Origin of the sequence: Bacillus cereus group sp. BfR-BA-01331 (genome assembly GCF_022663915.1) — a bacterium.
In the GTDB taxonomy this organism is placed as follows: Bacteria; Bacillota; Bacilli; order Bacillales; family Bacillaceae_G; genus Bacillus_A; species Bacillus_A mycoides.
The window spans coordinates 297,201-321,953 of sequence record NZ_JAKUGJ010000006.1 but is presented as its reverse complement, the minus strand read 5'-3'; the positions used below and the strand labels follow the sequence as shown (position 1 = coordinate 321,953).

The following is a 24,753-nucleotide window of genomic DNA, read 5'->3' as shown; positions in this document are numbered from 1 at the left end:
TTTGAATTTAAAAATTAATGGTAACCAAATTGAAGTACCAGAGAGTGTAAAAACAGTAGCTGGGCTACTTACACATTTAGAGTTAGATAACAGAATTGTTGTAGTAGAACGTAATAAAGATATTTTACAAAAAGATGATCATAACGATACATCTGTTTTTGATGGGGACCAAATTGAGATTGTAACTTTCGTAGGAGGCGGTTGATTATGTTAAACATTGGACAATTTTCATTTCATTCTAGACTTTTATTAGGAACAGGGAAATTCCCTGATTTTGATGTGCAGCAAAAGGCAATTGATGTTTCTGAGGCTGAGATTTTAACATTCGCAGTACGTCGTATGGATATATTTGATGCGAAGCAGCCTAATTTATTAGAGAAACTTGATGTAAAAAAATATACGTTATTACCGAATACAGCAGGAGCAAAAAATGCTGAAGAAGCTGTTCGTATTGCAAAATTAGCAAAAGCCTCTGGACTTTGTGACATGATAAAAGTAGAAGTTATTGGTGATGATAGAACGTTATTACCTGATCCAGTAGAAACGTTAAAGGCATCTGAAATGTTACTAGAAGAAGGATTTATCGTTCTTCCTTACACATCTGATGATGTTGTATTAGCACGCAAACTACAAGAACTTGGTGTACACGCGATTATGCCAGGAGCATCACCGATTGGCTCAGGGCTTGGTATTGTAAATCCATTAAATTTAAGTTTCATTATTGAACAAGCGACAGTACCAGTTATCGTTGACGCTGGTATTGGTAGTCCAGCTGATGCAGCATTTGCAATGGAATTAGGAGCAGATGGTGTGTTATTAAATACTGCAGTATCTGGAGCGAACGATCCTATTAAAATGGCATACGCAATGAAATTAGGTATTGAGGCAGGACGATTAGGGTTTGAAGCAGGTCGTATTGCACGCAAGCGCTGCGCGACAGCAAGTAGTCCTTTAGAAGGAATGAGCGTAGTTGAATAATCGATATTCTCGCCAAGAACTATTTTCTCCAATTGGGGAAGAAGGGCAACAAAAGCTAGGGGAAAAGCATGTACTTATTATCGGTGCGGGTGCATTAGGTAGTGCAAATGCAGAGATGTTTGTAAGGGCAGGCGTTGGTAAGGTAACAATTGTTGACCGCGATTATGTAGATTGGAGTAATTTACAAAGGCAGCAATTGTATGCAGAGCGTGATGTAGAGAATAACCTTCCGAAGGCTGTGGCGGCAAAAAAACGTCTAGAAGAGATTAATAGTGAAGTAAGAGTAGAAGCTCTCGTTCAAGATGTAACGGCTGAAGAATTAGAAGAACACGTTACAAATGTTGATGTAATCATCGATGCGACTGATAATTTCGAAACGCGTTTCATTGTGAATGATGTAGCGCAAAAATATTCTATTCCATGGGTTTACGGGGCATGTGTAGGAAGTTACGGTCTTTCTTATACTATTCTTCCAGGCAAAACGCCATGTTTATCTTGTTTATTACAATCGATTCCACTTGGCGGAGCGACATGTGACACAGCGGGGATTATATCACCTGCTGTATCTCTCGTCGTTTCTCATCAAGTAACGGAAACACTTAAACTGCTAGTAGAAGATTATGACTCGCTTCGAGATGGACTTGTGTCATTTGATGTATGGAAAAATGAGTATTCATGTATGAATGTGCAAAAGCTTCGTAAACATAATTGTCTATCATGTGGTGAGCAAGCATTATATCCGTATTTAAATAAGGAAAATACTTCAAAAACAGCGGTGTTATGCGGGAGAAATACAGTTCAAATTAGACCACCTCATAAAGAGGAAATGGATTTTGAACAATATAAAAAATTGCTGAATGATCGTGTGAATGATTTAAATGTAAATCCATATTTATTATCATTTTCGGTTGAAGAAAAGAGATTAGTTGCTTTTAAAGATGGCCGTGTACTTGTACATGGAACGAAAGATATAAGCGAAGCGAAAACAATTTATCATCGCTATTTTGGGTAGAAAAGGATGAGTGGAATGAAAGTGAATAAAGCTTTAACAATTGCAGGGTCTGATAGCGGAGGCGGCGCTGGGATTCAGGCGGATTTAAAAACATTCCAAGAGCTTGGTGTGTATGGAATGACGGCTATTACAGCAATTACTGCTCAAAATACGCTTGGCGTTCAAGGGGTATATCCTGTTTCTTTAGAAGGAATTACGGAACAGCTGAATTCAATTGGTACGGATTTAACGCCAGATGCTGTAAAATTAGGAATGTTATTTAGCAGTGAAATTATTCAAATTGTTGCAGAACATATTAAAAAATTCGGCTGGAATAATATTGTGCTAGATCCTGTTATGATTGCAAAAGGCGGGGCATCATTATTACAACAAGAAGCAGTACAAGCATTAAAGGAATATTTATTGCCAGTAGCAACTGTTGTAACACCGAATGTTCCTGAAGCAGAAGTGTTAACTGGAATGGAGATTCATAATGTAGAAGATAGTAAGGAAGCTGCAAAAGTATTGCATGAATTAGGAGCTAAATATGTTCTTATGAAGGGCGGACATGCAGAATATCAAGGGAATGAAGTAATTGATTTACTCTTCGATGGAGAAGCGTTTATTGAATTTAGAAGCGAGCGAATTCCTTCGAAGCAAACGCACGGAAGCGGGTGTACATTTGCTTCAGCGGTTACAGCAGGACTTGCGAAAGGCTACTTGATGGAAGAGGCGGTTCAAGAAGCAAAACGATTTATTAGTATAGCGATTGAAGAGCCGTTGAATATTGGAAGTGGTCATGGGCCGACGAATCATTTTGCGTATAAATTGAATAAAGCGCGTGCATAAGTGGAAATTCAACCAGTGGGGCTATATCCTCACTGGTTATTAAGGTTAATGATTAATAAAAGTTTAATATATGGTAGTGAATTTGATTTGGGTATCTTGTTTAAATGCGTCCTTTTAGATAAATAAAATATATAAAAGGTGTGATGATATTAATATTAAAAATATAAGGTATGGAATCATAGCTTTCTTATTATTACTTAAGTATTTACTATAAATTAATAACAAACAAGAAATTAAAAAAATGATTTCTAGTGTAGTACGGAATTCAGTATAACTAGTAATAGTAACTAAAATCACTAGAATTAAAAGTAACGAATTACCTAGAATGTTTATTATTTTAATAAAATTATTCTTTTTATCCTCGGTCATATAGTATCCTCGTTTCACGTTTAATTTTTAATCATTTTTTTATTTAGTATTATTACAATACGACTCATGAAAATTCCTATTGAATATAAATATTTATAATGTCTAGCAACAATGAAAAATCCACCTTAAGGATTTTTCATTGTTTACTTTTTCCAAATACAGGAGTAATATATCAGCCAGAATACATTTTTTGTAATACGCTGAGTCCAAATGTATGGAGCGGAGGAACCAATTTGTGCGTCGTCACTAGGGGTGAATCTTTCAATTTTGAAAGTAGGGCTACTCTCAAAGCCCGAATCCGACAGCTAACTTCGTAAGCGTCTTGAGAGAGGGCGGTGCCATGATGGATATATCACTTCGTCGGTCTGATTAGTATAGGAGAATATCAATCTATGTTTGAGTTCTTTTATGCTAAGGAGGATGAGGTACATGGAATTAACGCTTATTTGCGTTGGAGAAGAAAATAAGGTAAAGAGTTTAAGAGAGCTAGCAGCATTTCAGCATGAGTTAATTATTTTTACAGCAAATGAAGAGATAGCAGATCAAGTTAGAAATTGTGGATTTGATTGGACTTATAGCTGTAATAAGGATCAGGATTTTACTAGTATTTGCGAGCGTATTAAGAAGGTGATTTTACTAGGAGATGAGCTTCCGATAGTTAGTTTTTTCACAGAACGCATTCGTTTTTCTTTTCAAGCGCCTATTACTGTTGTTACAAGGAATAAACGATATCCGGCCAGGCTCTATGAAACAATTGGAGCTAAATTTGTAGTGTTTACGAACTGTGATAATATTTCTTTTTTATTTTTTGAATAGGGCGGGGGAAATAAAGATGAAAGTGTTGTTACTAGGAGATATAGCGAATCGTTGGGCGGTATCGGTAGAGAGAGTTCACGAATTGGTAGTGCTCGATCCTCTTTTTCCAGGGCCATATATTATATTACCATCAAAAGATGTTTTGTATTTAGAGGCGGATATTACCGAATATGAGCAGTTACATGCAGAATTATCACAAGTTTATATTCGAGGGAGAAATTTGCGTGCTTTTTTACGAGGAGAATAAAGATTGAATGAAAAAAGAGCGAATGCTGAGTGCAACATGCTATGCACTTCATGTAATTCGCTCTTTTTATTTCGTATTTAAAAGATCATTTCTGTGAAAAAGAAAGGAAAGACGAGAAAACAGATGAAAAAATATTAATAACAACTAATGTAAACGCTTAAATAGATGGATATTTTCTTATTTTCAGTAATTTACCCCTTTACAAGTTAAATTTAGAGGAGTATATTTACTCTCATAAATCATTCATGAAATTTCCAAAAAAAACCTAAAATCGCTGAGTTCCAGAAATGGAGCGGGGGAACCAATTTTGTGCATCGTCACTTGGGGTGAATCTTTCAATTTTGAAAGTAGGGCTACTCTTTAGGCCCGAATCCGACAGCTAACCTCGTAAGCGTTTAGAGAGGAGGTTTACTTTGTGTTGTTCGTTTCGAACACTAAGTAGAGCTTAGTGTTCTTTTTTTGATAACTAGATGGTAAAATTTAACAAAAAGTGAGGGGTAGTTATGTTAGATGTCGTAATGATCGGTATTTTTGTTGGGTTAGTCGCATCGATGGCAAGTCTTGCAAGTTGGTCAGATAAAGTTGTGAAAGAAGGGAAGCAATCATGATGATTGCCTTATCGGTTATTGTTGCAGCGATTACGGTGTACTTAGTGTACGCATTATTAAATCCAGAAAAGTTTTAATTAGGGGGAATCATTCATTATGATTTGGGTTGCAGTCGTTATTACAATGCTCTTGTTTATTCTAGTAGCAAAGCCAACGGGGATTTATTTAGAAAAAGCTTTTCAAGGTAGCAAAACGCTAGATAAAGTATTTGGGCCTTTTGAAAAACTTATTTTTAAAATTACGGGTGTAAAAGCATACAATCAAACGTGGAAACAGTACGCATTATCATTAGTTTTACTCAATGGATTTATGATTGTTGTCGTATATTTCATTTTCAGATTACAAGGCGTATTGCCATTAAATCCAGCGCATATTGAAGGGATGGAGCCTACGCTCGCTTTTAATACGGCAATTAGTTTTATGGCTGATACAAACTTACAGCATTATAGCGGCGAAAATGGTTTATCTTATTTATCACAATTAGTCGGAATTACATTTTTAATGTTTGCGGCACCAGCAACGACGTTAGCGCTCGTTATGGCTTTTATAAGAGGACTCGCTGGAAAAGAACTCGGTAACTTTTTCGTTGATTTTACGAGAGCATTAACGAGAGTTTTTCTTCCTATCGCATTTATTGCGGCGTTAGTCTTTGTCGCACTTGGTGTACCACAAACGTTAGATGGAGCAGTTACAGCACAAACAATTGATGGTGCGAAGCAAAGTATTTTACGTGGTCCAGTTGCATCATTCGTTTCAATTAAGGAACTTGGAAATAACGGCGGTGGATTTTTCGGGGCAAACTCTACACATCCTTTTGAAAATCCAGGGCAAATGAGTAATATTTTGCAAATGATGCTTATGATGTTATTGCCAACAGCACTTCCATTTACGTACGGACGAATGGTAGGAAATAAAAAACAAGGTCGTATCCTTTTCGTTTCACTATTCATGGTATTTTTACTAGGATTTATAACGATTACAACATCTGAATTACATGGAAATCCAGTGTTAAATGGAATGGGTATCGAACATGTACAAGGAAGTACAGAAGGAAAAGAAGTCCGATTTGGAACAGTATTTTCTTCCCTTTATGCGACAGTAACGACAGCTGCGGAAACAGGGGCCGTTAATACGATGCATGATACGTTAACACCAATTGGTGGTCTAGTTCCACTCGTAAATATGATGTTAAATACAGTATACGGCGGTGTTGGAGCAGGCTTTGTTAACATTATCATGTATGCAATTATTGCAGTCTTTATATCTGGGTTAATGGTTGGACGGACACCAGAGTTTTTAGGTAAGAAAATTGAAGGGAAGGAAATGAAATTAATTGCGGTAACGATATTATTTCATCCATTGCTTATTTTAGGATTTTCGGCATTAGCTCTTTCAACAAGTTTAGGAACGGATGCAATTTCTCATTCCGGTTTCCACGGTTTAACGCAAGTTGTTTATGAGTATACATCATCAGCTGCGAATAACGGATCTGGATTTGAAGGATTGAGGGATAATACACCGTTTTGGAATATTACGACTGGTTTAGTTATGTTTTTAGGACGCTATTTCAGTTTAATTACGATGCTAGCTGTTGCAGCTTCACTGAAAGAGAAGACGGTAGTACCAGAAACAGTCGGAACGTTCCGTACAGATAATGGTTTATTTGGAGGGATATTTATCGGAACAATTGTAATTGTTGGTGCGTTAACATTCTTCCCGATGTTAGTACTCGGCCCAATTGCAGAATTTCTTACATTGAAGTAATGGAGGGTAAATGATGAGACCGGTAGTAGTAAAAGAAAAACAAGTAGATCAGTCACAAATACATGCTGTAGAAGATGAGGTTAGACAAGCGAAAACGATGGATCGTGATATCGTGACACATGCGATGAAACAATCCTTTGCGAAATTGAATCCGAAAGTAATGATAAAGAATCCGATTATGTTCGTTGTGGAAATTGGATTTATCATTACGTTAATTTTATCCTTTCTTCCAAGTAGTTCTAGTAGTGTACCAGGGTGGTTTAATATAACAGTTTCTCTCATTCTATTATTTACAGTTTTATTTGCTAACTTTGCAGAAGCTTTAGCTGAAGGGCGTGGTAAAGCGCAAGCTGATTCTTTAAAACAATCGAAGAAAGATGTGTTTGCAAATGTTGTAAAAGAAAATGGAGACATTGTTCAAGTTTCAGCAACTGAGCTGAGAAAAGGTGACGTTGTTATTGTAAAACAAGGGGAAATGATTCCGAATGATGGTGAAGTAATTAAAGGATTAGCGTCTGTAGATGAATCAGCAATTACAGGGGAATCAGCTCCTGTTATAAAAGAAGCAGGTGGCGATTTTTGTTCAGTAACAGGCGGTACGATGGTCGTAAGTGATGAGATTACGATTGTGATTACGAGTAATCCTGGTGAATCATTTATTGATAAAATGATTTCTTTAGTAGAAGGAGCTGCTCGTCAAAAAACGCCGAATGAGATTGCTTTAAATACAGTATTAACGAGCTTAACTCTTATTTTCTTAATCGTTGTTGTGACGTTGCCGATTTTCACAAATTATTTAGGGTTTCAAATTGATACAGCTGTACTTGTTGCATTGTTAGTTTGTCTCATTCCAACGACAATTGGTGGGTTATTATCGGCAATTGGTATTGCTGGGATGGACCGCGTAACAAAGTTCAATGTATTAGCAATGTCAGGGAAAGCAGTAGAAGCTGCGGGTGATATTAATACAATTATTTTAGATAAAACAGGTACGATCACTTTCGGGAACCGGATGGCACATACACTACTCCCTGTAGGGAATGAAACGATTGAGCAAGTAGGAAAATGGGCTGCGATTAGCTCAGTTTTAGACGAAACACCAGAAGGTCGATCAGTTATAGAATATGTACAAACGAAATCTATATCATATAATAGAGAACTTGCAGAACAAGGTGAATTTGTTCCGTTTAAAGCAGAAACGAGAATGAGTGGTGTTGATTTACAGGATGGAACGAAAGTAAGAAAAGGTGCTGTTGGTGCCGTTATTGAATGGGTTCAATCAAAAGGCGGAACGATTCCGAAAGATGTGAATCAAAAAGCAGATTTAATTTCAAAAGAGGGTGGAACACCACTTGTAGTTGCAGTGGATGATCGTATTTACGGTTTAATTTATTTAAAGGATACAGTAAAACCTGGTATGCGTGAGCGTTTTGAACAATTGCGCCAAATGGGAATTAAAACGGTTATGTGTACAGGGGATAACCCATTAACAGCAGCAACAATTGCAAAAGAAGCAGGGGTAGATGAATTCGTTGCCGAGTGTAAACCAGAAGATAAAATTGCAGTTATTAAAGCAGAGCAAGATAAAGGTAAACTTGTAGCGATGACAGGTGATGGTACAAATGATGCCCCGGCATTAGCGCAAGCTGACGTTGGGTTAGCGATGAATAGTGGTACGACAGCTGCGAAAGAAGCAGCAAATATGATCGATTTAGATTCGAATCCAACTAAAATTATTGAGGTTGTAGGAATCGGTAAGCAATTGTTAATGACACGAGGTGCATTAACGACGTTTAGTATTGCGAATGATATTGCAAAATATTTTGCAATCATTCCAGCAATGTTTACACTTGCGATTCCGCAAATGGAAGCATTAAACATTATGAAATTAACATCACCGCTTTCAGCAATCTTATCAGCATTAATATTTAATGCGGTTATTATTCCGTTACTTATTCCGCTAGCGATGAAAGGTATCGCATATAAACCAATGAGTTCTAATGCATTGCTTAGCAGAAACTTACTCATTTACGGGCTTGGCGGAGTGATCGTTCCATTCATTGGAATTAAAGTAATTGATATGATTGTCGGCTTGTTCATATAAGGAAGAGGGGAAAAAAGATGGCGGAAAAACAAAGTATACTTTCACCAATTATTCGTATTACTTTTACGTTCTTAGTCTTGTGCGGCCTTGTATACCCGCTTATTGTAACTGGTATTGCGCAAGCGGTAATGAAGGATAATGCGGATGGAAGTCTTATATATAATGATAAGGATGAAGTAGTTGGTTCAAAATTAATCGGTCAAAATTTCACAGATCCACGTTATTTTCATGGACGTGTTTCTAGTATAGAATATAAAGCAGAAGCATCTGGCTCAAATAACTATGCGCCGTCTGATCCAGATTTAGCAAAACGAGTTGAGAAAAGTATTGAAGACTGGAAGAAACAAAACCGGGCTGTTCCAGTTACAGAAGTACCGATAGATTTAGTGACGAATTCGGGTTCAGGGCTTGATCCTGACATTAGTCCAAAAGCGGCTTCTGTGCAGGTAGATCGCATCTCGAAATTAACGAATATTCCGAAAGAAAAGCTGAATCAACTGATTAAGGATCAAACGGAAGGTGCTGCACTTGGCTTGTTTGGAGAAGATCGCGTGAACGTCTTAAAGTTAAATTTAGAATTACAGAAATTAATGAAATAGTAACAGTGCTACCTCAATCTAACGGATTGAGGTAGTGTTGTTTCGAAAGAAAGGTTGTGAGTGTTTTGTATGCGGATGACTATAAACCGACGTTTCAAAGGCGAACACCAGAAGAGTATCTAGAATACATTCGTCAACAAAATCGAGGGAAGTTAAAGCTATATGTAGGAGCGGCTCCAGGAGTAGGGAAAAGTTATAAAATGCTCTATGATGCTAGAGAAATGAAAAAGGATGGTATTGATATTGTAATTGGTTTAATTGAAACACATGGGAGGGAAGAGACAGAAGAAGCAATTGCTGATTTAGAAAAAGTTCCTTTAAAAGAAATAGATTATAAAGAGAAAGTATTTTATGAGCTTGATGTAGAAGGAATTATAAAGCGGGCACCACAAATTGTTGTTGTGGATGAACTTGCGCATAGTAATATTCCCGGGTCGAAAAATAAGAAACGTTACATGGATGTGCAGGAATTGTTAGATGCCGGTATATCTGTATTATCAGCATTTAATATTCAACATTTAGAAAGTGTTCATGACATTGTAGCTCAAATTACGAATGTAAAAGTAAGAGAGCGTATTCCAGATTTTATTTTGCAAAAAGCAAATGAAATTCAACTTGTTGATGCAACACCTGAGGTACTCCGGAAGAGATTAATCGATGGAAAGATATATAAGGAAGAAAAAATTCAACAAAGCTTACAAAACTTCTTTACGATAAATAATTTAGGGGCATTAAGAGAGTTATCACTTCGAGAAGTTGCAGATGATATGGATGAGAAAATTAGCCAAACAGTAATAGAACCGATCGGTGTGAAAGAAAAAATTCTCGTTTGTGTACAATACAGTTCAACAGCAGAGAAATTAATACGGAGAGGTTGGCGCATGGCTGATCGGTTAAATGCTGAATTGTATGTGTTAAACGTTGAAAGAGAAAATATAGATTCTATTTCAGCTGGCAAAAAGCAAACGATTGAAGAATGGAAATCGCTAACGAATCAATTTGATGCGAGCTTTGTATTAGAAGAAGCAAAGGGAAGAAAGCCCGCTGATGTTATTATTGAAGTTGCAAAAAGACTACAGGTGACACAAGTTTTACTCGGGCAATCGGCGAGAACACGGTGGGAAGAAATACGAAAAGGTTCTATTGTAAATGAAATTATGAGACAAACGAAGTGTATTGATATTCATATCGTTGCTGATCAAAGAGCTTAAGAGACCATCTATAGGTCTCTATTTTGCTTTTTGTGCAGCATGGGAATGTAACATTTTCATTGCGTATAAAACTATAAGTAGAAATGTAACTGCTCCTATAAAGAAAATCCAAAAGTAATTTTGATTAAATAAAAGAAACCCACCTACAATAGGTCCTGTACCCATGCCAAAATAGCGAATGAAGTTGTACATACCGATAGCTGTTGCGCGTTCTTGTACGAATTCTTCCGTTAATAAAGTAGTGTGAGTTGGCATAGAGAGTCCCATGCTAAAACCGTATAAAGAGGTAACGATAATGATGATTGGGATATTGATGCTATATGTGAAAGAGAATAAAGTGATACATATAATATTGAAGAAGCTAGTAATGAATAAAGCTTGCTTTGTTGTGAACCGTTCTTGCAAAAATTTGTAGCCATAACTTCCTAACATAATAGAAAGGGACATTGGTACAAACATAAGACCAATTTCACTTGCGTGTAGATGATATATATTTGTTAATATGCTAGGCAAAAAAACGAGGAAACAGAAATACATACAAAATTGAATAAAGCCAATAAGTGTAATAGAAAATCCAGTTTTATTTTTTAAGATAAGCCAGTAATTCTTTTTTGCTTTAGGTTGCTCAATTACATTTGGTTTTGTTTCTGGAAGTAGTGAAATGTTTATAATTAATAAGATGATGCCAATTGTAGATAAAAACAGAAATACAGATAAGTGGCCATTTATACTGCCGAGATAACCACCTATGAGAGGGCCGATCGCAGGTGCGAGAGCAAGTAACATTTGATAAAGGCTCATCGCTTCTCCGCGTTCTTTTCCTTCAAATAAATCACCGATAATAGTTGCTGCAACTATAGGTATAGCCGCTATTCCTAAAGCTTGAACAGCTCTAAAGAATAGAAATAAGTAAATGTTAGGTGAGAAAGCACAACCAATTGAGCCGATTGTACTAATAATTAAACTAGGGATAAGGACAGATTTTCTGCCCTTTGTATCAATTAAAGGTCCGTATATGAGCTGCATAACCGCAAGAACGAATGTGAAAAGTGAAACGGTTAAATTTACAAGATAAAGAGAAGTATGAAACGAATTTTGAATCATCGGCAAGATAGGTGTATAAATATTTTGAGCGAAGGAACCGAGTAAGGCACTCATACAGACAACATATAAAATGAAATTCAGTTTGGTTTTTTCCATAATGTTAACCTCCTTGTCATTTAGTTTCCTTGGAAACTAAATTAATTTTAACATGATTTTCTAACTTGTAAAGATGGAGAAATGATTTTAAAATGGTATATAGTTAAATTGTTTCTTTGGAAACTTAGGAGGCGAACGGATTGGAACGTACAGCGAAACAAATGGAAATACTTTCGGATATTCGTACACTTTTTCATAAAAAAGAAGAGCAGTTGAAAGGAAATAATGAGAAGTTTCTTCGTGAGACAGGTGTAAGCGGTATGTCTTTATCTGAGTTACATGTTATCGAGTGTATCGGAAAAAAGGGTCTTATGAATGTAACGGCTATTACGACAGAAATGGGAATGACGAAGGGTGCAATCTCTAAAATTTGTACAAAGTTGTTTCAAAAGCAATTCGTTGAGAAAATGCAAATGTTAGATAATCAAAAAGAAATTTTCTTCCGCTTAACGGAAAGAGGAAATGAAATATATAAAGCTCATGAAAAATTGCATAAACAAGCTGAAGAAAAGTGGCTGTTACTTTTAGATGGATATACGAAAGAAGAGCAAGATTTTATTCAAAGGTTTATAAAGGATGTCTCTGGTCATTTGGAAATATAATTGGAAGAAAAAATCCCTCCATTTCAAGCCTTTTAAATATAATTTCTGAAAGAACTCATATATAATAGAAAAAGATACTTAACATAGTGAATAATTAAAGAGTCAATATATATAAAGAGGAGAGAATAACATGCTTGAAAATACGGGATTAGTATTAGAAGGCGGCGGTATGCGTGGTGTATATACGGGCGGGATATTAGAATATTTTATGGAACAAGATTTATATTTTCCATATGTAATTGGTGTATCAGCTGGTGCTTGTCATGCAGCGTCGTATCTTTCCAGACAAAGAAATAGAAATAAAACAGTAAATATTGATTATGCATCACATCCGCAGTATTTATCGTATAAAAACTTGTGGAAAAAACGTCAGCTATTTGATATGGAATTCATTTTTCATGAAATTCCAGAAAAGCATGTACCGTTTGATTTTGAAACATACTTTAATAGTCCAGAGCGTTTCCTTGTAGGAACAACTGATTGTGAAACAGGACAGTCTGTTTATTTTGAAAAAGAGGGAACGAATGATGATGCACTAAATTTATTGCAAGCATCTAGTTCATTACCTTTCATTGCACCGGCAGTAAACTACCGAGGTAAGCAATTGTTAGATGGCGGGATTTCAGATCCGATCCCAGTTCGTAAAGCACAGGAAGATGGATTTAAAAAATCAGTCGTTATTTTGACGAGAAATCATGGTTACGCGAAGAAAAAATCAAAATTTGGTTGGATTGCAGCAAAGGCTTATAAGAAGTATCCAAACCTTGTAAATACGATGCTGAATCGTTATGAAGTGTATAATGAAACACTTCACTACATTGAAAAAGAAGAGCAAGCGGGTAATTTATTTGTTATTCGCCCAGAAGTGCCGCTTCAAGTAGATCGTATGGAAAAGGATACGGCTAAATTACAAAGTTTATATGAGCAAGGCTATGAAGATGCAAAGAGACAATTTGCAGATTTACAGGCGTTTTTGCAAAAATAATAATTAGGCTGTGGAGAAGGAGTTCTCTGCAGCCTTTTTTGTATTGCTACTTATACGTTACTTTTTAAAAATGTATTAATGTTTAAGTGTTTAAAGAGTTTGTAAAACATATGGGTTTATTATTGAGCAAAATTTGCTTGAAGGGTATTATGACGATGTAGCGCTACTAAACTATTTAATTTATGAGGTGATTGTTAATGAAAGGAAAGGTTTTTTCAATTACGACTTTAGTATTATTAGCAACATCAATCTCAACAAGTGCATTCTATCCAACTTTAAGTGGTCACAAAAGCGGTAATCTACTATCTTACAGAGCTCAAACGACTACGAATCAAAATGCATCTCGCTGTTCAGTAGCAATCTCTTTTATTAATTCAAAAGGAAGCTATTCATATATTGAAAGCGCCTCGGATAAGTTAGGATCCCATGAATCTGGAAGAGCATTAAATGCTACTGTTAGTAATGGTGCATATAACGCCTTTGGTGCAAAAGGACTCTACTCTGAGCATTATGCTAATGAGAATAATGACTATCAAGAAGATACACACAAAGGTACTTTTGATAGTAATGGTAACTTACGATTACAGTGGTAAAAAACATTAAACAGTTGTCTTTATAAATATTTGGATAAGGAGAAGGGGATGTATATCATCTCCTTCTTATTTAAAAGGAGCCAAAGTATGTATTTAGCTTTTAAAAATATAAAAAGCAACAAACTGTTTTCCATAATTCTTCTTATGTCATTTTTTATTTCTTTTCTTTCTATATCAGTTGCCGCGCTTTTAACGGAATCTAAACGAAATTTCATATCTGCTTTTCAAATCGGTTTTCCAGAAAAGAATCAAATGTTAACAGTTCCTATAGATAATGAAACAGAGCTTGAATCAATCATTCCTTTCATTCAAGATACTTTTGTAAAAAGTGATATTTACGTAGAGAATTTAAAAGCATTGAATAGTTCAGGTGCAATAAAAATTATAGCTTTGAACTTAAAAGATGATTATTATTGGAAGCCATATATTTCTGAAGGGCAATATTTTTATCGTGGAAATTCAAGTGATATGGTTGTTGGTGATCAAACAAATGTAGAGGAATTATATGAATTTGATGATACATATAAAAAAATAGGAACTGTATCGAGGAAAGACAGTGATGTCGGTGTATCAGACATATACATTCCACTTCAAAACTTACCTAATATATCTAAAAAAGGTATTATCGCTAGTAAACAATTACAATTAACAGTTGTTAACCCTACATCATCTATTCATAACGAAATAAAAACGTTTATAAATAGGAGCAAAGAAGTGCTTTCGGGAGAGGTTCAAATACTGAATGAACGAGATCTTCAGGAACTAAATGTAACAGATATAGATTCAGCAAATAAATATTATTATAAGTTTATTCTTGTTGCAATAGTTTCTGGCATTTCCGCAGTCTTATTTTGGATTTATAAGAAACAAAGGGAGATTTCGTTAAAAAAAGCAGTAGGTGCGTCTAATAGATCTATTTACTGCGAACTATATATTCAAATTTTGTTGGTTTCTCTAGCAGCGATGTTGTTGGTTTTTCTTACTTTAGAAATATTTTCTGGAACAATTCATACGTATTTTCAGACATACTTATCAAAACCGTTAACACTATATGTATTGATATGTAATGTTGGTTTTATAATATTTCTTACAATGTTTGTTACTTTAATTCCGATCAAGCACATTATAAATATATATCCCGGAAAACATTTAAGAACATAGGAGGTCTTCATGTTTTTTATACTTGATTCTATACGGTCTATGAAAAAACGGCTGTTACCGAGTGTGATTATAGTAATTTCTTTAGTTATTGCATTTTCTTCAGCTATAGAATTTATTAGTAACCTTTCGGGATATCGAAAAATGATGACAGTAGCAAACGGTTTATCGACTAATGACAATTTCTATGAACTTTATGCAACACAAGATATAACGTTGTTTAGCGAAGAAAAAGCAAAAAATGACTATCAACATTTCATTCAAAGTTTATCTAATACGATACCAATTACAAATACAACAAATTATTTGTTTCGTGAATATTCATTTACCTTAAATAAAGAAAATGAAACGATAAAGACTCTGCTTGTTGATAAAGGTATTAATAAATATTTTCATATACGACTTTCACAAGGAAGATATTTTGAGGAATGGGAATTTCATAAATCAGTATTCAATATTAGGCCGGTTATATTAGGTGCTAATTATAAAGAAAAAGTATCTATTGGTGATGTCATACCATCTGGAAAAACGAAACTAAAAGTAATTGGTTTTTTAGAAAAAAATTCACCCTTTACACATCCTAGGAGTGGTGAAATATTAGACAATCGTATTACATTATTAGATAACATGGCTATTTTACCCATTGGAACAGAAGAAATAGAATTCCACAGTGTAGAACTTTTATATAATGGGTTAATTATAGAAATAAATGAGAAAATGGATATAAATGAATTTCAAAAGAAAGTATTAAAGGTAACAGAAGGTAAGGGGTATTCGTATTATGTTACAAATCCGAATAAATTGTTAGAAAACGAAAAGCAAGGCATTGATAATATGTCATACCCCTTATTATTAAGCGGTACAGTCTTATCCTTTTCATTTATATCTATTTTATTAACATCAATGGCAGCGCTTTATATGGAGCGTAAAAATATTTCTATTAAATCAGCATTAGGAGCAAGTACTTTTCAAATATGTCTTCCGTTTATTATTGAGTATATGTTGCTATTCATCTTATCAATATGTATAGGAACTATGTATTTTCAATGGGATAATAGCGGAATAATTAATATTCAGAAAGATTTCGAGAATAGCACGGTATCTTTTTTTGGAACGTTAAAAGTTTCTAAAGAATCATTAATTGCTATAAGTGCGTTATCAATTATAATGATGCTCATTATATATGCAATTATTTACTTCAATGTATTAAAAATAAAAAATACATATATGAAAGAGGTGTTATAGATGATTCAGCTCGCAAATGTGGTTAAGGACTTCGGAAAGAGTAATTTTAGTGCTTTAAAAGATATTAATCTTACAATAGAGAAAGGTGAAATGATAGCTATTATGGGGCCATCTGGTTCGGGGAAATCTACTCTTCTCAACATTATTGGCTTAATTGATAGCCCTTCTACTGGGAAGTATTTTTTAGATGGCATGGATACTAGTACATTAAAATCAAACTATCATAAGTATAGAAATAAGGAAGTTGGATTTGTGTTTCAGAACTTTTCGCTACTAGATGATTATACAATTATTGAAAATGTAATGCTTCCACTTGTATATAGAAGGATTTCTCATAAGAAACGTATGCAAATATCAAAAGAAATGCTGGAAATGGTAGGGCTTGAGAGACATATTAACAAATATCCCTACGAGTTATCAGGAGGAGAGCAGCAAAGAACGGCGATAGCAAGAGCATTAGCGCAAGATACAAAAATTATCCTAGCAGATGAGCCGACTGGTGCTCTTGATCAAGAAAACGGGAAAAAAATTATGAGCATTTTAAAAGAAATTAATAAACAAGGAAAAACGGTACTAGTTGTAACACACGATCAAAAGGTAGCTGCATACTGCCAGAGGACAATACGACTACTTGATGGCAATATTCAATAAATATAATGGTGTAATATGGATAAAAGTATGTGGAGAGGTGATACATATGGAAAATGTATATAAAGGGTAACTAACTGTTACGATTTATTTAACCAATTATAACCAAAGTGAATTAAATATATCAGTAAGCCCTGCTAGTCAAGTGATTGGCTAGTAGTGAGGGTTAACTACGGGCAATCTTTTGTTTTCATTATGACGTTGTTAATTACGTTTCTTCTTTCAAAAAAATCATATAAGAAGCCTGTTATTAAATATATACCAACGTTAATATTGTTTATTTTGGCTGTCATTTCTTCTGTTATGTTTGTATTGAATAACGGAATGGAAGAGCTGATGATAGCGGTCTTCTTAGGGATTGCAGCGATTGTGAACGGTCTTTTACTTCTTGCATTGAAAGTAGTTCGTTTGATTGTTGCAAAAGGAAAGTAGCGCATCGGAATTCGATGCGCTACTTTTTTATTTACGCTTCTTTTTAATAAATGAAAAGGCTAAAGCTGCAATTAAAATACTGCCTTTAATGATATCTTGCGCATAATAAGGAACGTTCATCATTGTAAGGCCGTTTAATATGATTCCAATTAATACGGAACCAAGAAATGTTCCGATGACATTTGGTTTCTTAGCACCGAACATTGCATAACCGATATAGGCAGCTGCAACTGCATCCATTAATAATGGGGCGCCAGCTGAAACTTGTCCTGTTCCAACGCGGCTACATAGAATAATACCGCCAATAGAGGCAAGTAAACCGCTAATCATATAAGCATATACACGGTAACGATCAGTAGGAATACCAGCTAGTCTAGCAGCTTCTCGATTCCCACCTGTCATATAAAAGAAACGACCGTACGTTGTTTTTTCTAAAAATACATATGCAATTAAAACGACGATAAGCATGATAATGACAGGGACTGGAATTCCTAACACAGAACCTTGACCGATAAATAAAAAGGATGGAATAAAATGTCCTTTGGCACCAGACATTCCTTCATAAATAGAAGATCCTTTTGAAAATGTTAAGTGTAGTCCATTCACGATATACATGATACTTAATGTAGCTAGTAAATCTGGTAGTTTAATGCGGATAACGAGTAGTGCATTTAATAATCCAACTAATAGCCCACAAAGAATAGGAACAAGGAGTGTGACTAATAGTTCTTGTCGATATAAAATGAGACAGGAAGCAGCGGCAATGGTTGCTAAACTAGCGGTAGAGCCGACTGATAAATCAAATCCATCTACAATTAATGTAAAGGTAACACCAATTGCAAGTAACGTTACGATAGAAATGGAACGTAAAATATCACTAATATTGTTGTATGTTAAAAAAGAATCGTTGACGATAGAGAAGAAAATTGTAACACCTATAATGATAGCAATCGTACTAAATTGATAAAAAAGATGAGTAGGTAAATATAGTTTCTTAGTTTTTGTTTTATGAACGAGATTCAATGGAATAACTCCCTTCAGATAAATGTAAAAGCTGTTCAGGAGATAGTTCGTCTGGTAAGTATTCACCTACAAATTCTCCGTTTGCGAGTATAAAAATGCGATCAGCGATATGTAGTGCTTCATCTTGTTCTCCTGTGAAGTAAATTACGGAACTTCCGCCATCTGTAATGTTGCGAATGAATTGAAAAATGTCTTGTTTTGCAGCTATGTCTACACCTTTAGTTGGCTCGTCCAAAAGAAATAGATTCGGTTTGAATCCATGCCACTTTGCAATGGAGACTTTTTGCTGGTTTCCACCGCTAAGTGAATGAATAAATGCTTTTGGGTCATTGGGTGAAATGCTGAAAGAAGAAATTGCTGTAGTAGCATTATTTAATTCGGTTTGCTTTCGTCTCCAACCTGATTGGTGTAAATTAGTGTGGCTTATAATATCTTCCGAAAGAAATACGCCTTGTTTTCTTCTTTCCTCTGGTACAAGTGCGATCTTTGCTTTAATCGCATCTCGCGGTGTTTTAATTGTTATTGTTTGACCATCTATTTCTGCGTGATAAGTATGATGAGTACCAAATAACGTTTCAGCAAGTGTTGTTTTGCCACTGCCAATTAATCCGTATATCACAACAGTTTCACCTTTCCGTACGGTGAGAGAAAGAGGAGAATGGTCTTTGTGTAATGGAAGTTCTTGTACTTTAAATAATTCTTCGTTCCCTCGTTTTGGCGCTCTATTAATAGGAAGTGTAAGTTGTTTTCCAGTCATCGCTTCCACAATTTGTTGATCTGTAACCTTTGTAATCGCTTCAGAAATTGCAACTTTACCGTTATGTAATATGGTTACATCATCCGCGAAATTTCGAATCTCTGATAAACGATGAGAAATTAAGATGATGCCAATTCCTTTCGATGTTAAATCTTTTAATAGTTGCCCGAAGGTTTCAACTTCTTTCGGTCCAAGAGAAGAAGTAGGCTCATCTAATAAAAGATAATTTGTATTGTTGGATAAAGCTCTTGCGATAAGAAGTAATTGTTTTTCATGTAATGAGCAGTTTGAAACATCTTCCGAAACATTTAAATCAGCCTGTACAGTTTGCAAATGTTGTTTAGCGAGTGAGACTAATTTTGACTTTGAAAATAGTACTTTATTTTGCATTGCTAAATGATCGATTAGTACATTTTCTAATACAGATAATCCAGGAATAAGTCCGTGATCCACTTCTTGTGTTACGAAAGAAATACCATGCTTTTTTGCATCGCGTGGTGAAGTAAAGGAAATAGACTGATTATCAATTTTTATATTCCCAGCAACGGGTTGAATTTCACCAGTTGCTATTTTTAGTAAAGTACTTTTTCCTGCACCATTCATTCCTAGTAAAGCGTGAACTTTTCCTTTTTGTATGTTAATAGAAACATTTTCTAGTACAGGGGTAGAGATGTGATAAGAATGTGTAATGTTTTGAAGAGAGAATGTCATCATTTTTTCTCCTTCTCTAATTTTTTCATCCAAGGTGAATATGCATCTTTCGAGTCTCCCCAACCGTTTATATGTTTTGATAATTGATCCATCGTTATATTTTCTTGTGGCAAACTATTTTTCTTTACTAAATAAGGTTCTAGTGAATAAATATCTGGCGTTTGTTCACCAGCGATTTTCTTGTATAAGAAACGCACTTGAACTTTACCGACTTCAGCTGGATCGGTTGCAGCCGTAGCAGTCCAAGGTGAATTTTCTTTTTGCATGAGTTGTAAATCTTCATTACTTAAGTCAATGCTGTATACTTTTATATCTGTACGACCAGCTTGTTCGAGTGCTTTGACGGCCCCCTTAGCAAACTCATCCCACGAAGCGAAAATAGCTTGTAAATCACCTTTTTTCGGATATTTTTTTAGTAAAGCCTCTACTTGTGTTTGCGTATCAAGTGGTGTGTTATTACTAGCGGTACCAAAGCGTGCAACTTCTTTTATATTTGGATAACGTTTATAAAAAGCATCAATGATAACATTGCGACGTTCCATTGGAGCAAATCCGCCAACCCATACGACGGCGATATTCCCTTGTCCATTCAGATCTTCCGCTAACGTTTTTAATGATTTCCATGCAAGACTATAGTCATCTTGATCAATAATCGTTACGCCTGGTAAGCGTAGGTCGTTATCAAATGCAACTACAGGAATATTCGCTTGTAATGCTTTTTCTACTCCGGGTTTTAGTGCTTCAGAGCGACCGTGATCAATTAAAATACCATCAACTTTTGAATTAATAGCAGTATCTAGATTTGCTGCCATTTTTGCTAAATCATTATCAGAATTGTAGACTTGCACACTGCCGCCGAATAGCTCGACTTGTTTTTTGACACCCTCAATATATTGAGAGGAAAAAGTTCCGATGGACATTTGCATAATTAATGCGATTTTTAATGGGTTTTTTACTTGGCTTGGAATTTCTGTTTGTAAATGATTTGCTGCTGTAGTAGCTTCTTTCTTCACCGTTTGTTGCTTTTGTGAAGAGATAGCATCTTGTTCATTTGTGCAAGCTGTTAATGCGAGTAAGAGAATAATGAGTACGGTGGAACATAATTTTTTCATAAAAAAATCCCTCCTAAATTAAGAAAAGAGAGGAGGGAGTGAAAATAAAAACGTCTTTTCATATAGAAAAGACGTCTTATCATATTACTCTTATCTTTCAACACAATGTGTTGTAAGAATTAGCACCGTGCCCATAAATGGGTCGGTTGCCGGGCTTCGTAGGGCTCATCCCTCCACCTGCTCTTGATAAGACATCGAATATTTAACTATTTCGAATTATTCCATAAGTGTATGCTGTTGTCAAATGTTTTTTTGTAAATAAAAAATCCCTCACAACGAGGGATTTTAATGTGGTAAGAAAACTAATTGATAAGCGAACAAGATCCCGAATAAATACACAAGTGGGTGAACAGCACGGAATTGTCCTTTTGCCACTTTCATAAGTGGGTATGAAATAAATCCAAGTGCAATACCTGTTGAGATACTTGATGTAAGTGGCATGCTTAAGATTACTAAAAATGCTGGGAATGCTTCATCGAATGTATCCCAATCGATGTGGCGAACTGAGCCCATCATAAGACTACCAACGATAATTAGTGATGGTGCTGTAATAGCTGAAACGCCAGAAACAGCGCTCACTAACGGTCCGAAGAATGCTGCTAATGCAAATAGAACAGCTACTGTAACAGTTGTTAAACCAGTACGACCACCAGCTGCAACACCAGCAGATGATTCAATGTAAGCTGTTGATGGTGTTGTTCCGAACATAGCTCCAATTGTTGCTGAGAATGAGTCAGATAGAAGAGCTCGTCCTGCTTTTGGAAGCTTTCCATCTTTCATAAATCCACCTTGTTGTGCAACGCCAAGTAGTGTACCTGTTGTATCGAATAGTGTAACAAGGAAGAATGAGAACACAACGCCGTATAATCCGTAGTTAATTACATCAGATACAGCAGTAATTGGATTTGAAACGATAATTCCTTCTGGTAATCCAGGCATTGATGTAACGCCGCTTGAAAATGTTAATTGACCTGTGAAGTAAGCGATAATACCAGTTAATAACATTCCGATAAATAGTGCCCCGTTTATATTTAAAGACATAAGGATAATTGTAATTCCAAGGCCAGCTAATGCTAGTAGAACTGGAGCAGAGTGAAGATCGCCAAGCCCAACTAAGTTTGCATCATTTTTTGTAACAATTCCCGTTAAGCGCAAACCGATAAAAGCAATAAAAAGACCGATACCAGCAGTAAGTGCATGTTTTAAGTTCTCAGGAATTACTTCCATTAATTTCGTACGGAAAGATGTGAATGATAACAAAATTAAAATCATACCTGCTACGAATACAGCAGAGAATGCAATCGCGAAAGTCATGCCTTCATGAGCTTTTACAACAGAGTAAGAGAAGTAAGCATTTAATCCCATACCTGGTGCAATTGCGATTGGTAAGTTTGTAAAGATTGCCATAAATAATGTTCCGACAACAGCGGCGATAATAGTAGCTGTAAATGCTTGTTCAAACGGAACACCTGCATCCCCAAGGATGACAGGGTTTACGACAATGATATATGCCATTGTTAAAAAGGTAATAATACCTGCCATAATTTCAGTTTTAATAGAAGTTTTATGTTTTGAAAGGTTAAACATATAAACATCCTTTCTTTTTACGAATAATTTTCACAACAGTTATATATAATATTCGTTTTTTAACTATTTTGCAATAGTTTTGCATAAAAACTTTAGAACAACTCATATTTTATGTCGTAAATTCGAATATTAATCGTAAAACTGTGTGTGAATTTCGGTTTTTTAATGTGTAAGTAGTTTTTTTTATTGTGCGCATTATAAGGGGAAAGGAGTTGAAGGAAGTTATGCCGCAGCAAAAAAACTTTTTAACAATGCCAGCACAACATCAAAATAAACAACCTGGTATTGAATCGTTAATGAATCCTCTTCCAAAGTTTGAAGATCCAAATTATAAAGGAAGTGAAAAGTTAAAAGGAAAAAATGTATTAATTACAGGAGGAGATAGCGGGATTGGAAGAGCTGTTTCTATCGCTTTTGCAAAAGAAGGAGCAAATATTGCGATTGCTTATTTAGATGAGGACGAAGATGCAACTGAGACGAAACAACTTGTGGAAAAAGAAGGCGTGAATTGTGTATTATTGCCGGGAGATTTGAGTAATGAACAACATTGTAAAGAGATTGTAGAAGAGACCGCCCAGCAGCTAGGGGGGCTAAATGTTCTTGTGAATAACGTCGCACAGCAATATCCGCAGCAAGGACTAGAGTATATTACAGCGGAACAGCTAGAAAAAACGTTCCGTATTAATATTTTTTCTTATTTTCATGTTGCAAAAGCAGCCCTCTCTCATTTAAAGAAAGGGGATGTAATTATAAACACGGCATCTATCGTTGCGTATGAAGGAAATGAAACGTTGATCGACTATTCTGCAACGAAAGGAGCAATTGTCGCTTTTACAAGATCGTTATCTCAGTCGTTAGTACAAAAAGGAATTCGTGTAAATGGTGTTGCACCAGGCCCAGTTTGGACACCGCTTATTCCATCCAGTTTTGATGAGAAAAAAGTATCACAGTTTGGGAGTAATGTTCCTATGCAAAGGCCTGGTCAGCCGTATGAATTAGCGCCTGCATATGTATATTTAGCGTCTAGTGATTCGGCATATGTAACGGGACAGATGATGCATGTAAATGGTGGAGTAATTGTGAATGGATAGTTTTCATTTATAAGAGCAAAGTAAAGCTAATTGCATTTATCCCGCTATTTGCGGGCAGTAAGATTCCTACCTCAAAATTCGGCGAATGCAAGGAAGTTAGGTGGGAGATACCTGCCCGTAAATGCCCGATTGGTGAAGGCTAATATTCAGTAGGGGATGGACAAACCCTCCCACCGAGTAAAGTTTCACTTTATTATGATGTTAGTGCTAGGGAGGATTTAGATGAAGAAAGTATGGTTTATCGTAATCCTATTTTTCTGCCTGCCAGCTAGCGTTTTTGCTAATACAGATCATTTAATATTAGTTAACCTTACGACGAATCAGCTGTCTTTTTTTGAAGATGGAAACTATACTAAGACATTTCCGATAACGACAGGAAGAGACAGGACCCCGACGCCTGAGGGTAATTTTTGTATTATAACTAAATATAAAAATAAAGAATACCATCGTAAAAAAATAGCTGGGGGTGCTCCGAATAACCCTCTCGGTACGAGGTGGTTAGGTCTAGATAAAAAGGAATATGCAATTCATGGAACAAATCGGGAATGGACGATTGGAAGCAGGGAGTCGAATGGTTGTATTCGCATGCACGATCGGGACATACAATGGTTATACGACCGGGTACAATTACAGACGAAAGTAATTATTTCTCGTTTTCATACGAGTCCCGAATATGAAGCATATAAGCTAGGTTATCGTGTTGTGAGCTGGAATGGTCGTAAAGTAGAAGAAGAACAAATTGGAATGCTTACGTTAGTAGATCGTGTAAATATATATTGGCAAGAACCAAATGGACAATTGACGAAAGTAAAAACAGTATTGCCAAATGAAAGATACACAGTGTATTCCAAACGAAAAGATGGAACCTATTATATAGGAAACAATTTGTATATTGTAGATGAAACAGGAGAAAAAATTCGTTATGAACAATTACCTTATTCGATTTTAAGTAACCTATATAAACGGAAATATAATGTCCCGTAATAGCTACCGTAAATAGACGGTAGCTTATTTGTGATGAAGTTTAGTTGGTTTTAATGATTTCATACCAATCGAGCGCCTGTAAATAGTGA

General features: G+C 35.5%; 26 protein-coding genes and 3 riboswitches. Of the genes, 21 read left to right on the top strand and 5 right to left on the bottom strand.

Going from position 1 to position 24,753, the window contains the following annotated elements:
• The first annotated feature begins 1 nt into the window (after window position 1).
• From thiS to kdpDN, 12 genes are all read left to right on the top strand, one after another.
• Window positions 2-205, top strand: a complete 204-nt coding sequence (thiS, locus tag MR155_RS14390) for a sulfur carrier protein ThiS (protein WP_001049509.1) — start codon at window positions 2-4, stop codon at window positions 203-205.
• A 2-nt stretch (window positions 206-207) separates the two neighbouring features.
• Window positions 208-978, top strand: a complete 771-nt coding sequence (thiG, locus tag MR155_RS14385) for a thiazole synthase (protein WP_002186754.1) — start codon at window positions 208-210, stop codon at window positions 976-978.
• Window positions 971-1,990, top strand: coding sequence for a thiazole biosynthesis adenylyltransferase ThiF (thiF, locus tag MR155_RS14380; protein ID WP_219300008.1), 1,020 nt, complete (start codon window positions 971-973; stop codon window positions 1,988-1,990). The genes thiG and thiF overlap by 8 nt, the downstream gene beginning before the upstream one ends.
• A 6-nt stretch (window positions 1,991-1,996) precedes the next feature.
• Window positions 1,997-2,818, top strand: a complete 822-nt coding sequence (thiD, locus tag MR155_RS14375; protein ID WP_219300006.1) for a bifunctional hydroxymethylpyrimidine kinase/phosphomethylpyrimidine kinase — start codon at window positions 1,997-1,999, stop codon at window positions 2,816-2,818.
• Between the two features lie 557 nt (window positions 2,819-3,375).
• A riboswitch (cyclic di-AMP (ydaO/yuaA leader) is annotated at window positions 3,376-3,523 on the top strand.
• Between the two features lie 93 nt (window positions 3,524-3,616).
• Window positions 3,617-4,003: a hypothetical protein gene (locus tag MR155_RS14370; RefSeq protein ID WP_219300005.1), complete on the top strand. Its 387-nt coding sequence runs from the start codon at window positions 3,617-3,619 to the stop codon at window positions 4,001-4,003.
• Between the two features lie 16 nt (window positions 4,004-4,019).
• Window positions 4,020-4,250, top strand: a complete 231-nt coding sequence (locus MR155_RS14365; protein WP_044444605.1) for a hypothetical protein — start codon at window positions 4,020-4,022, stop codon at window positions 4,248-4,250.
• Between the two features lie 262 nt (window positions 4,251-4,512).
• Window positions 4,513-4,658, top strand: a riboswitch (cyclic di-AMP (ydaO/yuaA leader).
• 95 nt (window positions 4,659-4,753) lie between these two features.
• Complete coding sequence (locus MR155_RS14360; protein WP_000887888.1) at window positions 4,754-4,858, top strand: SipW-dependent-type signal peptide-containing protein; 105 nt, start codon at window positions 4,754-4,756, stop codon at window positions 4,856-4,858.
• Window positions 4,855-4,935 carry a K(+)-transporting ATPase subunit F gene (gene kdpF / locus MR155_RS14355; RefSeq protein WP_000972378.1) on the top strand — a complete coding sequence of 27 codons (81 nt, stop codon included), beginning with the start codon at window positions 4,855-4,857 and terminating at the stop codon, window positions 4,933-4,935. Before MR155_RS14360 ends, kdpF begins: the two co-directional genes overlap by 4 nt.
• 19 nt (window positions 4,936-4,954) lie before the next feature.
• On the top strand, window positions 4,955-6,622 hold the full coding sequence (kdpA, locus tag MR155_RS14350; RefSeq protein ID WP_113936764.1) for a potassium-transporting ATPase subunit KdpA: 1,668 nt from the start codon (window positions 4,955-4,957) through the stop codon (window positions 6,620-6,622).
• A 13-nt stretch (window positions 6,623-6,635) separates the two neighbouring features.
• Window positions 6,636-8,726: a potassium-transporting ATPase subunit KdpB gene (gene kdpB / locus MR155_RS14345; RefSeq protein WP_219300003.1), complete on the top strand. Its 2,091-nt coding sequence runs from the start codon at window positions 6,636-6,638 to the stop codon at window positions 8,724-8,726.
• Between the two features lie 17 nt (window positions 8,727-8,743).
• On the top strand, window positions 8,744-9,325 hold the full coding sequence (gene kdpC, locus MR155_RS14340; protein ID WP_219300001.1) for a K(+)-transporting ATPase subunit C: 582 nt from the start codon (window positions 8,744-8,746) through the stop codon (window positions 9,323-9,325).
• A gap of 56 nt (window positions 9,326-9,381) precedes the next feature.
• Window positions 9,382-10,536, top strand: a complete 1,155-nt coding sequence (gene kdpDN, locus MR155_RS14335; protein WP_242310289.1) for a KdpD-like non-kinase potassium sensor — start codon at window positions 9,382-9,384, stop codon at window positions 10,534-10,536.
• A gap of 18 nt (window positions 10,537-10,554) precedes the next feature.
• On the opposite strand, the gene MR155_RS14330 is transcribed toward kdpDN, so the two are convergent.
• A complete protein-coding gene (locus MR155_RS14330) occupies window positions 10,555-11,736 on the bottom strand; it encodes an MFS transporter (protein ID WP_242310287.1) in 1,182 nt (393 codons plus the stop codon).
• A gap of 161 nt (window positions 11,737-11,897) precedes the next feature.
• On the opposite strand from MR155_RS14330, the gene MR155_RS14325 reads away from it, so the two are divergent.
• The 7 genes from MR155_RS14325 (at window position 11,898) to MR155_RS14295 (ending at window position 17,399) form a co-directional block, all read left to right on the top strand.
• A complete protein-coding gene (locus MR155_RS14325; RefSeq protein WP_372585447.1) occupies window positions 11,898-12,338 on the top strand; it encodes a MarR family transcriptional regulator in 441 nt (146 codons plus the stop codon).
• 130 nt (window positions 12,339-12,468) lie between these two features.
• The gene (locus MR155_RS14320; protein ID WP_002140445.1) at window positions 12,469-13,323 is read left to right on the top strand and encodes a patatin-like phospholipase family protein; all 855 of its coding nucleotides are present in this window, start codon (window positions 12,469-12,471) and stop codon (window positions 13,321-13,323) included.
• A 197-nt stretch (window positions 13,324-13,520) separates the two neighbouring features.
• Window positions 13,521-13,916, top strand: a complete 396-nt coding sequence (locus MR155_RS14315) for a hypothetical protein (protein ID WP_000676986.1) — start codon at window positions 13,521-13,523, stop codon at window positions 13,914-13,916.
• Between the two features lie 87 nt (window positions 13,917-14,003).
• Window positions 14,004-15,077 carry an ABC transporter permease gene (locus MR155_RS14310; RefSeq protein WP_219299990.1) on the top strand — a complete coding sequence of 358 codons (1,074 nt, stop codon included), beginning with the start codon at window positions 14,004-14,006 and terminating at the stop codon, window positions 15,075-15,077.
• A gap of 9 nt (window positions 15,078-15,086) precedes the next feature.
• A complete protein-coding gene (locus MR155_RS14305) occupies window positions 15,087-16,319 on the top strand; it encodes an ABC transporter permease (protein WP_242310285.1) in 1,233 nt (410 codons plus the stop codon).
• A complete protein-coding gene (locus tag MR155_RS14300; protein WP_219299986.1) occupies window positions 16,320-16,970 on the top strand; it encodes an ABC transporter ATP-binding protein in 651 nt (216 codons plus the stop codon).
• A gap of 192 nt (window positions 16,971-17,162) precedes the next feature.
• Window positions 17,163-17,399 (top strand): sugar ABC transporter ATPase, encoded by a 237-nt coding sequence (locus MR155_RS14295; protein WP_242310283.1) that lies wholly within the window; start codon window positions 17,163-17,165, stop codon window positions 17,397-17,399.
• Between the two features lie 27 nt (window positions 17,400-17,426).
• Here MR155_RS14295 and MR155_RS14290 read toward each other — a convergent pair whose 3' ends face one another.
• The 4 genes from MR155_RS14290 to MR155_RS14275 all read right to left on the bottom strand — a co-directional run bounded on the left by MR155_RS14290 (window position 17,427) and on the right by MR155_RS14275 (window position 22,589).
• Window positions 17,427-18,422, bottom strand: a complete 996-nt coding sequence (locus MR155_RS14290) for an ABC transporter permease (protein WP_001054974.1) — start codon at window positions 18,420-18,422, stop codon at window positions 17,427-17,429.
• Window positions 18,406-19,893 (bottom strand): sugar ABC transporter ATP-binding protein, encoded by a 1,488-nt coding sequence (locus MR155_RS14285; protein WP_242310281.1) that lies wholly within the window; start codon window positions 19,891-19,893, stop codon window positions 18,406-18,408. Before MR155_RS14285 ends, MR155_RS14290 begins: the two co-directional genes overlap by 17 nt.
• Complete coding sequence (locus MR155_RS14280; RefSeq protein ID WP_002134502.1) at window positions 19,890-21,002, bottom strand: sugar ABC transporter substrate-binding protein; 1,113 nt, start codon at window positions 21,000-21,002, stop codon at window positions 19,890-19,892. Before MR155_RS14280 ends, MR155_RS14285 begins: the two co-directional genes overlap by 4 nt.
• Before the next feature lie 87 nt (window positions 21,003-21,089).
• A riboswitch (SAM riboswitch) is annotated at window positions 21,090-21,195 on the bottom strand.
• A gap of 92 nt (window positions 21,196-21,287) precedes the next feature.
• On the bottom strand, window positions 21,288-22,589 hold the full coding sequence (locus MR155_RS14275) for an NCS2 family permease (protein ID WP_002029878.1): 1,302 nt from the start codon (window positions 22,587-22,589) through the stop codon (window positions 21,288-21,290).
• A gap of 224 nt (window positions 22,590-22,813) precedes the next feature.
• On the opposite strand from MR155_RS14275, the gene MR155_RS14270 reads away from it, so the two are divergent.
• On the top strand, window positions 22,814-23,680 hold the full coding sequence (locus MR155_RS14270) for an SDR family oxidoreductase (protein WP_219301278.1): 867 nt from the start codon (window positions 22,814-22,816) through the stop codon (window positions 23,678-23,680).
• 222 nt (window positions 23,681-23,902) lie between these two features.
• Window positions 23,903-24,664 carry a L,D-transpeptidase gene (locus MR155_RS14265; protein ID WP_219299980.1) on the top strand — a complete coding sequence of 254 codons (762 nt, stop codon included), beginning with the start codon at window positions 23,903-23,905 and terminating at the stop codon, window positions 24,662-24,664.
• Window positions 24,665-24,753 lie beyond the last annotated feature (89 nt).

Coding starts and splice junctions, on each gene's coding strand:
- thiG (WP_002186754.1), top strand. CDS start 208: ATGTTAAACATTGGACAATTTTCATTTCATTCTAGACTTTTATTAGGA.
- thiD (WP_219300006.1), top strand. CDS start 1,997: ATGAGTGGAATGAAAGTGAATAAAGCTTTAACAATTGCAGGGTCTGAT.
- MR155_RS14370 (WP_219300005.1), top strand. CDS start 3,617: ATGGAATTAACGCTTATTTGCGTTGGAGAAGAAAATAAGGTAAAGAGT.
- MR155_RS14365 (WP_044444605.1), top strand. CDS start 4,020: ATGAAAGTGTTGTTACTAGGAGATATAGCGAATCGTTGGGCGGTATCG.
- MR155_RS14360 (WP_000887888.1), top strand. CDS start 4,754: ATGTTAGATGTCGTAATGATCGGTATTTTTGTTGGGTTAGTCGCATCG.
- kdpF (WP_000972378.1), top strand. CDS start 4,855: ATGATGATTGCCTTATCGGTTATTGTTGCAGCGATTACGGTGTACTTA.
- kdpA (WP_113936764.1), top strand. CDS start 4,955: ATGATTTGGGTTGCAGTCGTTATTACAATGCTCTTGTTTATTCTAGTA.
- kdpB (WP_219300003.1), top strand. CDS start 6,636: ATGAGACCGGTAGTAGTAAAAGAAAAACAAGTAGATCAGTCACAAATA.
- kdpC (WP_219300001.1), top strand. CDS start 8,744: ATGGCGGAAAAACAAAGTATACTTTCACCAATTATTCGTATTACTTTT.
- MR155_RS14330 (WP_242310287.1), bottom strand. CDS start 11,736: ATGGAAAAAACCAAACTGAATTTCATTTTATATGTTGTCTGTATGAGT.
- MR155_RS14325 (WP_372585447.1), top strand. CDS start 11,898: ATGGAAATACTTTCGGATATTCGTACACTTTTTCATAAAAAAGAAGAG.
- MR155_RS14320 (WP_002140445.1), top strand. CDS start 12,469: ATGCTTGAAAATACGGGATTAGTATTAGAAGGCGGCGGTATGCGTGGT.
- MR155_RS14315 (WP_000676986.1), top strand. CDS start 13,521: ATGAAAGGAAAGGTTTTTTCAATTACGACTTTAGTATTATTAGCAACA.
- MR155_RS14310 (WP_219299990.1), top strand. CDS start 14,004: ATGTATTTAGCTTTTAAAAATATAAAAAGCAACAAACTGTTTTCCATA.
- MR155_RS14305 (WP_242310285.1), top strand. CDS start 15,087: ATGTTTTTTATACTTGATTCTATACGGTCTATGAAAAAACGGCTGTTA.
- MR155_RS14300 (WP_219299986.1), top strand. CDS start 16,320: ATGATTCAGCTCGCAAATGTGGTTAAGGACTTCGGAAAGAGTAATTTT.
- MR155_RS14295 (WP_242310283.1), top strand. CDS start 17,163: ATGACGTTGTTAATTACGTTTCTTCTTTCAAAAAAATCATATAAGAAG.
- MR155_RS14285 (WP_242310281.1), bottom strand. CDS start 19,893: ATGATGACATTCTCTCTTCAAAACATTACACATTCTTATCACATCTCT.
- MR155_RS14280 (WP_002134502.1), bottom strand. CDS start 21,002: ATGAAAAAATTATGTTCCACCGTACTCATTATTCTCTTACTCGCATTA.
- MR155_RS14275 (WP_002029878.1), bottom strand. CDS start 22,589: ATGTTTAACCTTTCAAAACATAAAACTTCTATTAAAACTGAAATTATG.
- MR155_RS14270 (WP_219301278.1), top strand. CDS start 22,814: ATGCCGCAGCAAAAAAACTTTTTAACAATGCCAGCACAACATCAAAAT.
- MR155_RS14265 (WP_219299980.1), top strand. CDS start 23,903: ATGAAGAAAGTATGGTTTATCGTAATCCTATTTTTCTGCCTGCCAGCT.